13 protein-coding genes and 1 pseudogene are annotated in these 14177 nt (G+C 71.3%); 10 read left to right on the top strand and 4 right to left on the bottom strand.

The genetic code is table 11. The features are described from left to right. The first annotated feature begins 134 nt into the window (after positions 1-134). Genes ACZ56U_RS27170 through ACZ56U_RS27160 form a run of 3 tightly spaced genes read left to right on the top strand, consistent with a single transcriptional unit; the run spans position 135 to position 2933 of the window. On the top strand, positions 135-1196 hold the full coding sequence (locus tag ACZ56U_RS27170; RefSeq protein WP_469086587.1) for a type III polyketide synthase: 1062 nt from the start codon (positions 135-137) through the stop codon (positions 1194-1196). Position 1197: 1 nt separating this feature from the next. Then, the gene (locus ACZ56U_RS27165; RefSeq protein ID WP_469086586.1) at positions 1198-2415 is read left to right on the top strand and encodes a cytochrome P450; all 1218 of its coding nucleotides are present in this window, start codon (positions 1198-1200) and stop codon (positions 2413-2415) included. Beyond that, positions 2412-2933 carry a cupin domain-containing protein gene (locus ACZ56U_RS27160; RefSeq protein ID WP_469086585.1) on the top strand — a complete coding sequence of 174 codons (522 nt, stop codon included), beginning with the start codon at positions 2412-2414 and terminating at the stop codon, positions 2931-2933. Before ACZ56U_RS27165 ends, ACZ56U_RS27160 begins: the two co-directional genes overlap by 4 nt. Positions 2934-2997: 64 nt before the next feature. Here ACZ56U_RS27160 and ACZ56U_RS27155 read toward each other — a convergent pair whose 3' ends face one another. Beyond that, entirely contained in the window at positions 2998-4224 is a 1227-nt protein-coding gene (locus tag ACZ56U_RS27155) for an acyl-CoA dehydrogenase family protein (RefSeq protein WP_469086584.1), read from the bottom strand. 171 nt (positions 4225-4395) lie between these two features. Here ACZ56U_RS27155 and ACZ56U_RS27150 point away from each other — a divergent pair, with 171 nt between their 5' ends. Continuing rightward, positions 4396-5040: a TetR/AcrR family transcriptional regulator gene (locus tag ACZ56U_RS27150; RefSeq protein ID WP_469086583.1), complete on the top strand. Its 645-nt coding sequence runs from the start codon at positions 4396-4398 to the stop codon at positions 5038-5040. An 89-nt stretch (positions 5041-5129) separates the two neighbouring features. Here ACZ56U_RS27150 and def read toward each other — a convergent pair whose 3' ends face one another. Then, positions 5130-5675 carry a peptide deformylase gene (gene def, locus ACZ56U_RS27145; protein ID WP_469086582.1) on the bottom strand — a complete coding sequence of 182 codons (546 nt, stop codon included), beginning with the start codon at positions 5673-5675 and terminating at the stop codon, positions 5130-5132. Positions 5676-5780: 105 nt separating this feature from the next. On the opposite strand from def, the gene ACZ56U_RS27140 reads away from it, so the two are divergent. The 6 genes and pseudogenes from ACZ56U_RS27140 (at position 5781) to ACZ56U_RS27115 (ending at position 11057) form a co-directional block, all read left to right on the top strand. Beyond that, complete coding sequence (locus ACZ56U_RS27140; protein ID WP_391236706.1) at positions 5781-7019, top strand: MurT ligase domain-containing protein; 1239 nt, start codon at positions 5781-5783, stop codon at positions 7017-7019. 16 nt (positions 7020-7035) lie between these two features. Beyond that, positions 7036-7764: a type 1 glutamine amidotransferase gene (locus tag ACZ56U_RS27135; protein ID WP_391236709.1), complete on the top strand. Its 729-nt coding sequence runs from the start codon at positions 7036-7038 to the stop codon at positions 7762-7764. A gap of 191 nt (positions 7765-7955) precedes the next feature. Then, positions 7956-8981, top strand: coding sequence for a 6-phosphofructokinase (locus tag ACZ56U_RS27130; RefSeq protein WP_469086581.1), 1026 nt, complete (start codon positions 7956-7958; stop codon positions 8979-8981). Between the two features lie 224 nt (positions 8982-9205). Further along, the gene (locus tag ACZ56U_RS27125) at positions 9206-10156 is read left to right on the top strand and encodes a cytochrome c oxidase assembly protein (RefSeq protein ID WP_469086580.1); all 951 of its coding nucleotides are present in this window, start codon (positions 9206-9208) and stop codon (positions 10154-10156) included. Between the two features lie 339 nt (positions 10157-10495). Then, positions 10496-10867 (top strand): annotated as a pseudogene (locus tag ACZ56U_RS27120) (septum formation family protein); the annotation flags it as partial. Between the two features lie 13 nt (positions 10868-10880). After that, the gene (locus ACZ56U_RS27115) at positions 10881-11057 is read left to right on the top strand and encodes a hypothetical protein (protein ID WP_391236724.1); all 177 of its coding nucleotides are present in this window, start codon (positions 10881-10883) and stop codon (positions 11055-11057) included. A gap of 23 nt (positions 11058-11080) precedes the next feature. Here the strand turns inward: ACZ56U_RS27115 and ACZ56U_RS27110 are convergent, their stop codons facing one another. After that, positions 11081-12295, bottom strand: coding sequence for a sensor histidine kinase (locus ACZ56U_RS27110; RefSeq protein ID WP_469086579.1), 1215 nt, complete (start codon positions 12293-12295; stop codon positions 11081-11083). Positions 12296-12329: 34 nt separating this feature from the next. Further along, positions 12330-14042 (bottom strand): sodium/solute symporter, encoded by a 1713-nt coding sequence (locus ACZ56U_RS27105; RefSeq protein ID WP_469086578.1) that lies wholly within the window; start codon positions 14040-14042, stop codon positions 12330-12332. Positions 14043-14177: the final 135 nt, after the last annotated feature.

Raw genomic sequence — 14177 nt, 5'->3', positions numbered from 1 at the left:
TGCTCGCGCGGTTCCCCGCGCCCCTTCGGGGCGCGTCCAGTGACCGCGCGTTCGGAGTAGCCCCGCGTGAAGTCGTCGGCCTCTCAGGGGATCGTGGACGGGACCACTTCCTGAGGTGAAGGCAGGCACGGTTCATGGCGACATTGTGCAGACCCTCGGTGTCCGTCCCGGAGTACGTGATCACGATGGAGGAGACGCTGGAGCTGGCCCGCTCCCGGCACGCCGACCATCCCCAACTGCCCCTGGCTCTCCGGCTGATCGAGAACACCGGGGTCCGCACACGGCACATCGTCCAGCCCATCGAGGAGACCCTGAGGCACCCGGGCTTCGAAGAGCGCAACAGGGTCTACGTCGCCGAGGCCAAGGCACGGGTGCCGGCCGTGGTGCAGCGGGCACTGGACGACGCCGAGCTCCTGACCGGTGACATCGATGTCATCATCTATGTGTCCTGCACCGGCTTCATGATGCCCTCCCTCACCGCCTGGCTGATCAACGAGCTGGACTTCGGGAGCACCACCCGGCAGATACCCATAGCCCAGCTGGGCTGCGCGGCCGGCGGCGCCGCCATCAACCGGGCGCACGACTTCTGCACCGCCTACCCCGAGGCCAACGCCCTCATCGTGGCCTGCGAGTTCTGCTCGCTGTGCTACCAGCCCACCGACGTCGGCATCGGCAACCTGCTCTCCAACGGGCTCTTCGGCGACGGCATCGCCGCCGCCGTGGTGCGCGGGCGGGGCGGGGAGGGCATCGTGCTGGAGCGCAACGGGTCGTACCTGATCCCCAAGACCGAAGACTGGATCATGTATGACGTCCGGGCCACCGGATTCCACTTCCAGCTGGACAAGCGGGTGCCGGCCACCATGGAGCCGCTCGCCCCGGCCCTCCAGGACCTCGCGGGGCTGCACGGCTGGGACGCCGCCGACCTGGACTTCTACATCGTCCACGCGGGCGGTCCGCGCATCCTCGACGACCTCAGCAAGTACCTCCAGGTAGACCCGCACGCCTTCCGGTTCAGCCGGGCCACGCTCACCGAGTACGGGAACATCGCCAGCGCCGTCGTCCTGGACGCGCTGCGCCGGCTGTTCGACGAGGGCGGGGCGCACGACCGGGCGCGCGGACTGCTCGCCGGGTTCGGGCCCGGCATCACCGCGGAAATGGCCCTGGGCCGCTGGCAGCGCAACGCAGAGACGGCATGAGATGACCGAAGAGACGATCACCGAGATCCTGCCCCCGATCCGCCACTGGCCCGCGCTCGACCTGAACGGCGTGGACTTCGACCCGGTGCTGACCGAACTGATGCGCGAGGGCCCCCTCACCCGGATCCAGCTGCCCAACGGCGAGGGCTGGGCGTGGCTGGTCACCCGGTACGAGGACGTCCGCATGGTGACCAACGACCCGCGCTTCAGCCGCGAGGCCGTCATGGACCAGCCCGAGGTCACCCGGCTCGCCCCGCACTTCATCCCGGCCCGCGGCGCCGTCGGCTTCCTCGACCCGCCCGACCACACCCGGCTGCGCCGCTCGGTGGCCGCCGCGTTCACCGCGAGGGGGGTGGAGCGCGTCCGGGAGAAGTCCCGGCGGCTGCTGGACGAACTGGTCGACGAGCTCGTCCAGGACGGCCCGCCGGCCGACCTCACCGCGACCGTCCTCACCCCCTTCCCCATCGCCGTGATCTGCGAGCTGATGGGTGTCCCGGCCGCCGACCGGCAGAAGATGCACACCTGGACGCAGCTGATCCTGTCCTCCTCGCACGGCGCCTCGGTCAGCGAGAGGGCCAGGAACGAGATGAGCGCCTACTTCTCCGACCTCGTCGGGCTCAGGGAGGGCAGCACCGGCGAGGACGTGGCGTCCCTGCTGGGCGCGGCGGTGGGCCGCGGCGAGGTGACGCTCCAGGAGGCGGTGGGCCTGGCCGTCCTGCTCCAGATCGGCGGCGAGGCCGTGACGAACAACAGCGGCCAGATGTTCTACCTGCTGCTCACCCGCCCCGACCTGGCCGACCGGCTGCGCGCGGAGCCGGACATCCGCCCCCGGGCCATCGACGAGCTGCTGCGCTACATCCCGCACCGCAACGCGGTGGGCCTGTCCCGGATCGCCCTGGAGGACGTGGGCATCAGGGGCGTGCGGATCCGGGCGGGCGACGCGGTCTACGTGTCGTACCTGTCGGCCAACCGCGACCCGGACGTCTTCCCCTACCCGGAGACGATCGACTTCTCGCGCAGCCCCAACCCCCATGTGTCCTTCGGTTTCGGCCCGCACTACTGCCCCGGCGGCATGCTGGCCCGCATGGAGTCCGAGCTTCTGGTCGACGCCCTGCTGGACCGCCTGCCGGATCTGCGGCTCGCGGTGCCGGCCGAGCAAGTGCCCTTCAGGAAGGGGGCGTTGATCCGGGGTCCCGAGGCTCTCCCGGTGACGTGGTGACGGCTGCCGAAGGGCTCCTGGTGCCGCCGGGGCAGGGCCGGGTCGTGCGGACCGCGGCCCAGCACGTCACGTTCAAGGTGACGGGCTCGCACTCGCGGACCGCCTCGACCTTCGAGGTGATCGTGCCGCCCGGGTTCGACGTGGGCGCCCATGTGCACACCCGCAGCGAGGAGTTGTTCTACGTCCTGGAGGGTGAGCTGGACGTGCTCGCCTTCGAGCCGCGGGTCCGTACGCCGGACAACTGGCAGGGCTGGGAGTCGCCTTCGGGCAGCCGGGTGGTGCGTGCGACGCCGGGCACGGTCATCGTCGTACCGCCGGGCTGTCCGCACGCGTTCGCGAACCCGACGGACTCCCCCGCCAAGCTGTTCTTCCAGGCGTCCCCGCCGCCCGATCACGAGCGGTACTTCGAGGAGCTGTTGGAGATCCTGGGCAGCGGTGGCCCGCCGGACCACGCGGCGATCGAGGAGCTGCGGTCGAGGTACGACATCGAGCAGCTCACACCGCTACGGCACCGGTGACCTGAACGGCCCGGGGCGCGCGGGGGACTGTGCGTCCGGCTCCCGCGCGCCCTCAGCCCGCGGACTACCGGATGGACATCCCCGAGAGCGTCCGGGCGATCACCAGGCGCTGGATCTCGCTCGTGCCTTCGAAGATGGTGTAGATCGCGGCGTCCCGGTGCATCCGCTCCACCGGGTACTCCCGCGTGTATCCGTTGCCGCCGAGGATCTGGACAGCCTGGGCGGTGACCTTCTTCGCCGTCTCGCTCGCGAAGAGCTTCGACATCGAGCCCTCGGCGGCGGTGAACGGCTTGCCGTTGATCGCCATCCAGGAGGCGCGCCAGACCAGCAGGCGGGCCGCGTCGATCGACGTGCGCATGTCGGCGAGCTGGAAGGCGACGCCCTGGTTGTCGATGATCGGGCGGCCGAACTGCTCGCGCGTCCTGGCGTAGTCGAGGGCGACCTCGTACGCGGCGCGGGCGGTGCCCACCGCCATGGCGCCGACGGCCGGGCGGGAGGCCTCGAAGGTCGCCATCGCCGCGTTCTTCACGCGCTCGCCGCCCGCCTTGGCGCGCTCACGGGCGCGGGCCAGCCGCTCGTCCAGCTTCTCCTTGCCGCCGAGGAGGCAGGAGCCGGGAACGCGGACGTTCTCCAGCACGACCTCGGCGGTGTGGGAGGCGCGGATGCCGTGCTTCTTGAACTTCTGCCCCTGGGACAGGCCGGGCGTGTTCGGCGGGATGATGAAGGACGCGTGGCCCTTGGAGCCGAGCTCGGCGTCGACGACCGCGACGACCACGTGGACGTTGGCGATGCCGCCGTTGGTCGCCCAGGTCTTCGTGCCGTTGAGCACCCACTCGTCCTTGGCCTCGTCGTAGACGGCGCGGGTGCGCATCGAGGCCACGTCGGAGCCGGCGTCGGGCTCGGAGGAGCAGAACGCGGCGACCTTGACGTCGTTGGCGTCGCCGTACATCTGCGGGATCCAGGTGCCGATCTGCTCCTCGGTGCCGTTGGCGAGGACGCCGACGGCGGCGAGGCCGGTGCCGACGATCGACAGGGCGATGCCCGCGTCGCCCCAGAACAGCTCCTCCATGGCCATGGGAATGCCGAGGCCGGTGGGGTCGAAGTACTGCTGGGCGTAGAAGTCGAGCGAGTAGATGCCTACCTTGGCGGCCTCCTGAATGACCGGCCAGGGAGTCTCCTCACGCTCGTCCCATTCGGCGGCCGCGGGGCGGATCACATCGGCGGCGAAGCCGTGCAACCAGTCCCGGACCTCCTTCTGTTCGTCGTTGAGCTCCATGGTGAACTCGGCCATGTCCCCTCCAGCGGCGGCGCACGTGCATGTTACTAGCGGTAACCCGAGTCTGTTACCGGTCGGTAGGAAAAGTCAACTCCCGAAGACCGCTCGGCAACCCGTTCGATGCATGGGGCATGGTGGGTGTTAGTTTGCGCAGGCGCCACGAATCAGCACGGGTGGGGAGAGCTCATGGACACCACGCAGCGGACCGATCAGCAACGGTCCGCCGACCGCCGCCGCCGCGAGCTGCTGGAGGCCGCGGACCGAGTAGTCCTGCGTGACGGACCACAGGCCTCCATGAACGCGATCGCCGCGGAAGCGGGCATCACCAAGCCGATCCTCTACCGCCACTTCGGCGACAAGGGGGGACTTTACGCGGCATTGGCCAAACGTCATACAGACGCGTTGCTGGATTCCCTGCGCGCCGCGCTGGACGCCCCGGCGGACCGGCGGGAACGGGTGGCGGCCACCCTCGACACCTACCTCGCGGCGATCGAGGCCCGGCCCCAGGTGTACCGGTTCCTGATGCACCCCGCGGAGGGCGCGCCGTCCGGCGACCCCGGCTTCGACGTCGGCAAGCACTCGGTGCCGTTGCTCCGCCGGATGGGCGAGGAGCTGGCGCAGGTCATCGGGGAGCGGCTGGATCTGGGACCCGGCGGCCAGCAGCTGGCCCGGGTGTGGGGGCACGGGATCGTCGGCATGATGCACGCCGCCGGCGACTGGTGGCTGGGGGAACGGCCCTGCTCCCGGGCCGAGTTGGTGCAGAGCCTGGCCGATCTGCTGTGGGGGCGGCTGGCGGCCGCGGGCGACAAGGTCGGCGGTCCGGGCTTCTGACCGCCGTAGGCCGCGTGCGGGGCGGTGGGGGCCGGTCGCGCCCGCGCGGCGGAGCCGCAGATCGACACAGCCCCGGGCCCCTGAGGGCGTCACCCCGCCCGGTACCAGGAAGCCCGCCTCGCCTGCCGCATCAGGCGGCTGTGCCGCCAGCCCGTCACGCGGTCCGCGTAGACCTTCCCGTCCACGTGGTCGCACTCGTGCTGGAGGCACCTCGCGAACCAGCCCGTGCCGTGCACCGTCACGGGCTCCCCCGTCATCGTGAAGCCCGCCACCACCGCGTGGTCGTAGCGCTCCGTCCCCGCCTCCAGGCCCGGCAGGGACAGGCAGCCCTCCGGGCCGCGGACCACCACACCGTCGGCGTCGACCAGCCGTGGGTTCACCACATGGCCCACGTGCCGTACGTCCTCGTCGTCCGGACAGTCGTAGACGAACACCCGCAGCGACTCCCCGACCTGGTTGGCCGCCAGGCCCACCCCCTCGGCCGCGTACATCGTCGCGAACAAGTCCTCCACGAGCGTCGCCAGTTCCGGGCCGAAATCCGTGACGTCCCGGCACGGGGCGTGCAGGACGGGGTCGCCGAACAGCGTGAGGGGCCGGACACGCCCGCGGGTGCCCGGAATGGAGCCGTTTCGCATGGCCGCAAGGGTACGGCGATTCGGGACTGCGAAGGGATCTCGATAGGCTGACCACCACCACGTTGCCGTCAGGCGCGGCGCGTACGCAAGGAGGATCGAGAACTGATGGCAGGCAACTCGGACCCGCTCACGCCGCGGGCCAAGATCGCCGTGACCGCGGGCAAGGCGGTCGCGGCGGCGTCGCGCGCCGCGGGGCGCGGCAGCGGTTCGGTGATCGGCGGCCGGGTGGCGCTCAAGCTCGACCCCGACCTCCTCGCCCGGCTCGCCCAGAACCTGGACGTCGTCCTGGTCTCGGCGACCAACGGCAAGACCACGACCACCCGGCTGATCGCCGAGGCGCTCAGGGCGGCCGGCCCCGTCGTCTCCAACGCGCTCGGCGCCAACATGCCGGCCGGCATCACCTCAGCCCTCGCGGGCAGTTCCGAGGCGCGCTACGGCGTCATCGAGGTCGACGAGAAGTACCTCGCCGGCGTCGCCCGGGACACCGACCCGAAGTGCATCGCCCTGCTCAACCTCTCCCGCGACCAGTTGGACCGGGCCGCCGAGACCCGGATGCTCGCCGAGAACTGGCGCGAGGGGCTGGCGGGCAGCAAGGCCGTCATCGTCGCCAACGCCGACGACCCGCTCGTCGTGTGGGCCGCCTCGTCCTCCGCCAACGTCGTCTGGGTCGCCGCCGGTCAGATGTGGAAGGACGACGCCTGGTCCTGCCCGTCCTGCGGCGGTGTGATGCAGCGCCCCGGCGACGACTGGTTCTGCGGTGAGTGCGGCTTCCGCCGCCCCACGCCGAGCTGGGCGCTCTCCGGCGACCACGTGCTCGACCCGCACGGCTCCGCCTGGCCCATCCACCTCCAGCTGCCCGGCCGCGCCAACAAGGCCAACGCCGCCTCCTCCGCCGCCGTCGCCGCCGTGTTCGGCGTACCGCCGCAGGTCGCCCTGGAGCGCATGTACCAGGTGCAGGCCGTCGCGGGCCGCTACGACGTCGTGCAGTTCCAGCAGCGCGACCTGCGCCTGCTGCTCGCGAAGAACCCCGCGGGCTGGCTCGAAACGTTCAGCCTGATCGATCCGCCACCGACCCCGGTGATCCTCTCGGTCAACGCGCGTGGCGCCGACGGCACCGACACCTCCTGGCTGTGGGACGTGGACTACACGCGTCTGACCGGCCACCCGATCTGTGTGATCGGCGACCGGAAGCTGGACCTCGCGGTGCGTCTGGAGGTCGCGAACCAGCACTTCCAGGTCTGCGAGAACCTCGACCAGGCCGTGCAGCTGTGCCCGCCGGGCCGGATCGAGGTCATCGCGAACTACACCGCCTTCCAGGACCTGCGCCGCCGCGTCGGCAACTGACACTCAGGGGACTTTTGTGAGCGACAACCAGCTGCGGGTCGTCTGGATCTATCCCGACCTGCTCAGCACCTACGGCGACCAGGGCAACGTCCTGGTCGTGGAGCGCCGGGCCCGCCAGCGCGGCCTCGACGTGGCCCGGCTCGACGTGCGCAGCGACCAGCCGATCCCGACCTCCGGCGACATCTACCTGATCGGCGGCGGCGAGGACCGGCCCCAGCGGCTCGCGGCCGAGCGACTGCGCCGGGACGGCGGCCTGCACCGGGCCGTCGGCAACGGCGCGATCGTCTTCTCGGTGTGCGCGGGCTACCAGATCCTCGGCCACGAGTTCATCAACGACCTCGGCCAGCGCGAGCCCGGCCTCGGTCTGCTCGACGTGGTCTCGGTGCGCGGCGAGGGCGAGCGGTGCGTCGGTGACGTGCTCGCCGACATCGACCCGCGCCTCGGCCTGCCCCCGCTGACCGGCTTCGAGAACCACCAGGGCGTCACCCACCTCGGCCCCACCGCCCGCCCCTTCGCCAACGTCCGCCTGGGCAAGGGCAACGGCACCGGCGACGGCACGGAGGGCGCGTACAACGACACCGTCTTCGGTACCTACATGCACGGCCCGGTGCTGGCGCGCAACCCGCTCATCGCCGACCTGCTGCTGAAGCTGGCGCTCGATGTGAACGCGCTGCCGCCGACCGACGACCGGTGGTACGAGGCGCTGCGCAAGGAGCGCATCGCGGCGGCCGAGCAGCCTGCCTGAGCTGCCGGTTCACCTGCGCTCCAGGCAGCTTTTACCAGCCCGTCTGACGATGTGACCGCACACCTGAGCGGGGTCGTCCAGCAGGCGGACGCACGGTACGGCCCCGCCCCCTCCTGCCGCTAGGGTGGCGGGGATCGAGCCGGACAGCGTGGTCCGGTCCCCGGCCCACGTCGAGAAGGTTGTTTCGGGCTATGCGCATTGGTGTCCTCACGTCCGGCGGCGACTGCCCCGGCCTCAACGCCGTCATCCGGTCCGTCGTGCACCGCGCCGTCGTCGACCACGGCGACGAGGTCATCGGCTTCCGGGACGGCTGGAAGGGCCTCCTGGAGTGCGACTACCTCAAGCTCGACCTCGACGCGGTGGGCGGCATCCTGGCCCGCGGCGGCACCATCCTCGGTTCCTCCCGGGTCCAGCCCTCGCACCTGCGTGACGGTGTGGAGCGGGCCAAGGGGCACCTCCAGGACCTGGGTCTCGACGCGATCATCCCGATCGGCGGCGAGGGCACCCTGAAGGCGGCCCGGCTGATGTCGGACGCCGGTCTGCCCGTCGTGGGCGTGCCCAAGACCATCGACAACGACATCGCGGTCACGGATGTCACCTTCGGCTTCGACACGGCCGTCGGCGTCGCGACCGAGGCGCTGGACCGGCTCAAGACCACCGCCGAGTCCCACCAGCGGGTCCTCGTCGTCGAGGTCATGGGCCGGCACACCGGCTGGATCGCCCTGCACTCCGGGATGGCCGCCGGCGCGCACGCCATCGTCGTCCCCGAACGGCCCTTCGACATCGATGAGCTGGCCAAGCGGGTCGGCGCGCGGTTCGAGGCGGGCAAGCGGTTCGCGATCGTGGTCGCCGCGGAGGGGGCCAAGCCGGCCGCCGGGACCATGGCGTTCGACGAGGGCGACAAGGACATCTACGGGCACGAGCGGTTCGCCGGGATCGCCCGCCAGCTCTCCATCGAGCTGGAGCAGCGACTGGGCAAGGAAGCGCGGCCGGTCATCCTGGGACACGTGCAGCGCGGCGGTACGCCGACGGCGTACGACCGGGTGCTGGCGACGCGCTTCGGGTGGCACGCGGTGGAGGCCGTGCACCGCGGGGAGTTCGGTCACATGACCGCCCTGCGCGGGACGGACATCGTGATGGTGCCGCTCGCGGAGGCGGTGGAGACCCTGAAGACGGTTCCCGCGGAGCGGTACGAAGAGGCGGAGTGCGTGCTCTGAGTCTCGGCGTCGGGGTGCTCTGAGTCTCGCCGTCGGGGTGCTCGAGCGTCGCTGGCCGCGGGTTCGTCGTGGCTGGTCGCGCCCACGCGGCGGAGCCGCGTAGCGGACAGAGCCCCGCGCCCCTCGCTGGGTCAACCTGCCCCCGGTCCACGATGTGGCCGGGGGCAGTTCTAGTGTGGGTGCGGACAGACTCGTACAACCCCCACGAATCAGGAGTCGGCGTCATGGATCACAGCGGGCACGGCATGACCATGGATCTGCCGCCGTTCACGCTGGGGCGGGGTCTTCAATGGTCGGCCGACCCGTTCTTCCTCGTCGCCTGCCTCGTGGGGCTCGCACTGTACGCGTGGGGGGTCGTACGGCTGCGGCGGCGCGGGGACGCCTGGTCGTGGGGGCGGACCGTGTCCTACGTCGCGGGGGTGCTGTCCATCGGCCTGATGATGTGCACCGGGCTGAACGACTACGGCATGGTCATGTTCAGCGTGCACATGGTGCAGCACATGGTCATCAGCATGCTGTCGCCGATCCTCATCCTGCTCGGTGCCCCGATCACGCTGGCCCTGCGGGCGCTGCCGGTGGCGGGCAAGGGGCGCAAGGGGCCGCGCGAACTGCTCCTCTCGCTGCTGCACAGCCGGTACATGCGGATCGTCACGCATCCGGCGTTCACCATCCCGCTGTTCATCGCGAGCCTGTACGCGCTGTACTTCACGCCGATCTTCGACTTCCTGATGGGGTCGAAGACGGGGCACGTCGCGATGATGGTGCACTTCCTCGCGGTGGGTGTGGTGTTCTTCTGGCCGATCATCGGGGTCGACCCCGGCCCGCACCGGCCCGGCTATCTGATGCGGATGCTGGAGCTGTTCGCGGGCATGCCGTTCCACGCGTTCTTCGGCATCGCGCTGATGATGGCGTCCACGCCGATGGTGGAGACGTTCCAGAACCCGCCTGCCTCGCTGGGCATCGACGCGTTGTCCGACCAGAATGCCGCGGGCGGGATCGCCTGGGCATTCAGTGAGATTCCGTCGGTCCTCGTTCTGCTCGCACTGCTGTTCCAGTGGCACAGCTCGGAACAACGGCAGGCCAGGCGTACGGACCGGGCCGCCGACCGGGACGGGGACAAGGAGCTCGAGGCGTACAACGCCTATTTGGCCTCATTGAACGCACGCGGGCGTTAAAGGCCTCGCGCTTGCCGGTGGTGAAGGCGGTCGCGGCCGGGGTGCCCTCGTTCGCGCCCTGCTTCGACGAGAACAGCGGGCTGGGGAAAGACGCGCAGATCGCGTCGCGGCCCGTGCGGGGCAGTCTCCAGCAGGGTGACCCGCCCGGTCTGTACCGGGGGGTCTGAGCAAGCGACGGTCTGTGACGTCGACAAGCTCGAGCAATTTCTCACCGATCCCAGGCATCCGAACCGTCGGGCACGGGAGGTCCCGGGGCGGGCAGCGGCACACCGCCGCCGACGTCCGGCCCACCGCCCAGCTCCCCGCCCCCGGCGTCGAGCAGCGGCCCGCCACCGCCGGCCGGTGTACGGGCCGCTCGGGAAGCACCGGACCCCGGGCAGTGAGTTCTCGGACGTCTCCACCATGCGGAAACGGGACTGCCTCGACGTCCGGTCCAACCGGTCCGCCCGGCTGGTGCCCTGTGCCGGGGCGCACGACGAGGAGGTGCTCGGGTTCACCCGTCTGGGCGCCGACGTGACCTTGCGGGAAGCGCGCACCGAGTCGCACGTGGCCTGCGGGCGCCGGGTCCCGCCGCGGGACTATGGCTTCGATCCGTCGGTGTACACGGCCGGCTCCTGGATGAGCGAGGGGCCGTGGAAGGCGGGCACCCATTTCGTCGTCTGCACCGTGCGGAAGCAGAACGGGGGCACCATGGAGGGAGACGAATCCTGAGGAGGGTGTTGCGATGCCCGGTTCCGGTTCCACGGATGGCTCGACGAGAACGATGGGGGTGCTCACCGTCGGCGGTCTCGTCATGGTGACGGCCTACACGGTGGCGCTAGGCAGCAACGGCTGGCTGTGGTTCGGCTGGGTCGTGCTGGGTCTGATCACCCTCGGGATGATCGTCACCGGCGGCACGTGAGTTCCAGGCCGGGGTGACAGGCCCTAGTCGCGGGTGAGGCGTCCGGCGGAGTGCACGCCCGGCTGGTACTTCGGCAGCCGGGCGGTGATCTTCATTCCCGCGCCTACGGCCGTCTCGATGACCAGGCCGTGGTCGTCGCCGTAGACCTGGCGCAGCCGGTCGTCGACGTTGGACAGGCCGATGCCGCCCGAGGGGCTGACCTCGCCGGCGAGGATGCGGCGCAGCAGGGCGGGGTCCATGCCCGCGCCGTCGTCCTCGATGACGACGAGGGCCTCGGCGCCGGCGTCCTGTGCGGTGATGCTGATGTGGGCCTTGCCGTCGGAGACCGCCTTGCCTTCCAGGCCGTGTTTCACGGCGTTCTCCACGAGCGGCTGGAGGCAGAGGAAGGGCAGGGCCACCGGCAGCACCTCGGGGGCGATCTGGAGGGTGACCGAGAGGCGGTCGCCGAAGCGGGCCCGGACCAGCGCCAGGTAGTGGTCGATGGCGTGGAGTTCCTCGGCGAGGGTGGTGAAGTCACCGTGCCTGCGGAACGAGTAGCGGGTGAAGTCGGCGAACTCCAGGAGCAGTTCACGGGCGCGTTCGGGGTCGGTGCGCACGAACGAGGCGATCACCGCGAGTGAGTTGAAGATGAAGTGCGGGGAGATCTGGGCGCGCAGGGCCCTGATCTCGGCCTCGATGAGACGGGTGCGGGAGCGGTCGAGGTCGGCGAGTTCGAGCTGTACGGAGATCCAGCGGGCGACCTCTCCGGCGGCCCGGACCAGCACGGCGGACTCGTGGGGTGCGAAGGCGACGAGCGTTCCGTGCACGCGGTCGTCGACGGTCAGGGGTGTCACGACGGCCCAGCGGACCGTGCAGTCGAGGTGGTCGCAGGTCAGCGGGAAGGCCTCGCCGCGGCCGGTCTCCAGGGGGCCGGCGAGGCGCTCCATGATGTCGGCGCGGTGGTGGCCGCCGATGCCGTCCCAGACCAGGACGTCCTTGTGGTCGGTCAGGCACAGGGCGTCCGTGCCGAGCAGCGTGCGCAGCCGGCGGGCGGACTTGCGCGCGGTCTCCTCGGTGAGGCCCGCCCGGAGGGGCGGCGCGGCGAGGGAGGCGGTGTGCAGCGTCTCGAAGGTGGCGTGCTCCACGGGCGTGCCGAGGCCGCGCAGTCCCTCGGGGCGCGCGGTGCGCCGGCCCAGCCAGAAACCGGCGGCGAGCAGCGGGAGGACGGCGACGCAGAGGCCGGCGAGGAAGCCGCTCATGGGGCCGTCCCGGCCCGGCACCGCGGGAGTGTCCTCATGCCTTCGCCTCCGTCCGTAGTTCCTCCGGCAGATGGAACCGGGCCAGGATCGCCGCCGTCCCCGCCGGGACCCGGCCCGGGGTGGCCAGGGAGACCAGGACCATGGTGAGGAAGGCCAGCGGCACCGACCAGAGCGCCGGCCAGGCGAGCAGGGCGCGCAGGGCGCCGCCGCCCGGGAGGCCGGCCATCGTCGCTGCCACGGCGACCAGGGCGGAGCCGCCGCCCACGAGCATTCCGGCGGCCGCCCCGGGCGGGGTCAGAGGGCGCCACCAGATGCCGAGGACGAGCAGCGGGCAGAAGGAGGACGCCGACACCGCGAAGGCGAGCCCGACCGCGTCGGCGACCGGCAGCCCGCCGACCAGGACGCTGGCGGCCAGCGGGACCGCCATGGCGAGGACCGTGCCGAGCCGGAAGTGCCGTACGCCGCGGGCGGGCAGGACGTCCTGGGCGAGCACACCCGCCACCGCCATGGTGAGCCCCGAGGCGGTCGACAGGAACGCCGCGAAGGCGCCACCGGCGACCAGCGCGCCGAGGAGGTCGCCGCCGAGTCCGCCGATCATCCGGTCGGGCAGCAGCAGGACGGCGGCGTCCGCGTTCGAGGTGAGGGTGAGTTCGGGGGCGTAGAGGCGGCCGAGGGCGCCGTAGACGGGCGGCAGGAGGTAGAAGGCGCCGATGAGGCCGAGGACGGCGACGGTGGTGCGGCGGGCGGCGACGCCGTGCGGGCTGGTGTAGAAGCGGACCACCACGTGCGGCAGGCCCATGGTGCCGAGGAAGGTCGCGAGGATCAGTCCGTACGTGGCGTACAGCGGGCGTTCGCCGCGGGTCTCGGCCTGCGAGGGTGACAGACCGGCCCCGGTGCCGCGGTCGGCCTCGGGGACGGGGGCGCCCTCGGCGAAGGTCAGCAGGGTGCCGGCCTCGATGTGGTGGGTCCCGGCGGGCAACTGGAGTTCGGTGTCCTGGTGGGGGCGGCCGTCCACGGCGCCGTCGACCGTGACGGTCAGCGGTCGGTCCAGCCTCAGGTCGAGGCTGTCGTCGACGCGGACCACGCGCTGCTCGCGGAAGGTCGCCGGCTCCTCGAAGGCGTGGCCGGGGGCGCCGTCGCCCTGCCAGGCGAGGACCAGGAAGAGGGCGGGGACGAGCAGCGCGGTGAGCTTGAGCCAGTACTGGAAGGCCTGCACGAAGGTGATGCTGCGCATGCCGCCGGCGGCGACGGTGGCGACCACGACGAGGGCCACGATGACTCCGCCGAGTTCGTCGGGCGCCCCGGTCAGCACCGTCAGTGTCAGTCCGGCGCCCTGGAGTTGGGGCAGCAGGTACAGCCAGCCCACGCCGACCACGAAGGCCCCCGCGAGCCGTCGTACCGCCTGGGAGGCGAGCCGGGCCTCGGCGAAGTCGGGCAGCGTGTAGGCGCCGGAGCGGCGCAAGGGGGCGGCGACGAAGAGCAGCAGGACGAGGTAGCCGGCGGTGTAGCCGACCGGGTACCAGAGCATGTCCGGGCCCTGGACGAGGACCAGGCCGGCGATGCCCAGGAAGGAGGCGGCGGAGAGGTACTCGCCGCTGATGGCGGCCGCGTTGAGGCGGGGGCCCACGGTGCGGGAGGCGACGTAGAAGTCCGAGGTGGTGCGGGAGATGCGCAGGCCGAAGGCGCCGACGAGGACGGTCGCGACGACGACCAGGGCGACGGCGGGGACGGCGTAGCTGGAGTTCATCGGCCTACGTCTTCCACGGCTTCTCGTACGTCTTTCACGGCTCCCCGTACGTCTTCATCGGTCCTCGTACGTCTTCCACGGCTCCTCGTACGTCTTCATCGGTCCTCGTACGTCTTCCCGGCTCCTCGTACGTCT

Source organism: Streptomyces sp. NPDC034103 (assembly GCF_055575395.1).
The sequence above is the reverse complement of the archived record's forward strand: the minus strand, read 5'-3'. Positions and strand labels throughout refer to the sequence as shown.

Bases quoted from the DNA above. Each gene is read 5' to 3' on its own strand.
- ACZ56U_RS27170 (WP_469086587.1), top strand. From the start codon at position 135: ATGGCGACATTGTGCAGACCCTCGGTGTCCGTCCCGGAGTACGTGATC.
- ACZ56U_RS27165 (WP_469086586.1), top strand. From the start codon at position 1,198: ATGACCGAAGAGACGATCACCGAGATCCTGCCCCCGATCCGCCACTGG.
- ACZ56U_RS27155 (WP_469086584.1), bottom strand. From the start codon at position 4,224: ATGGCCGAGTTCACCATGGAGCTCAACGACGAACAGAAGGAGGTCCGG.
- ACZ56U_RS27150 (WP_469086583.1), top strand. From the start codon at position 4,396: ATGGACACCACGCAGCGGACCGATCAGCAACGGTCCGCCGACCGCCGC.
- def (WP_469086582.1), bottom strand. From the start codon at position 5,675: ATGCGAAACGGCTCCATTCCGGGCACCCGCGGGCGTGTCCGGCCCCTC.
- ACZ56U_RS27140 (WP_391236706.1), top strand. From the start codon at position 5,781: ATGGCAGGCAACTCGGACCCGCTCACGCCGCGGGCCAAGATCGCCGTG.
- ACZ56U_RS27130 (WP_469086581.1), top strand. From the start codon at position 7,956: ATGCGCATTGGTGTCCTCACGTCCGGCGGCGACTGCCCCGGCCTCAAC.
- ACZ56U_RS27125 (WP_469086580.1), top strand. From the start codon at position 9,206: ATGGATCACAGCGGGCACGGCATGACCATGGATCTGCCGCCGTTCACG.
- ACZ56U_RS27115 (WP_391236724.1), top strand. From the start codon at position 10,881: ATGCCCGGTTCCGGTTCCACGGATGGCTCGACGAGAACGATGGGGGTG.
- ACZ56U_RS27110 (WP_469086579.1), bottom strand. From the start codon at position 12,295: ATGAGCGGCTTCCTCGCCGGCCTCTGCGTCGCCGTCCTCCCGCTGCTC.
- ACZ56U_RS27105 (WP_469086578.1), bottom strand. From the start codon at position 14,042: ATGAACTCCAGCTACGCCGTCCCCGCCGTCGCCCTGGTCGTCGTCGCG.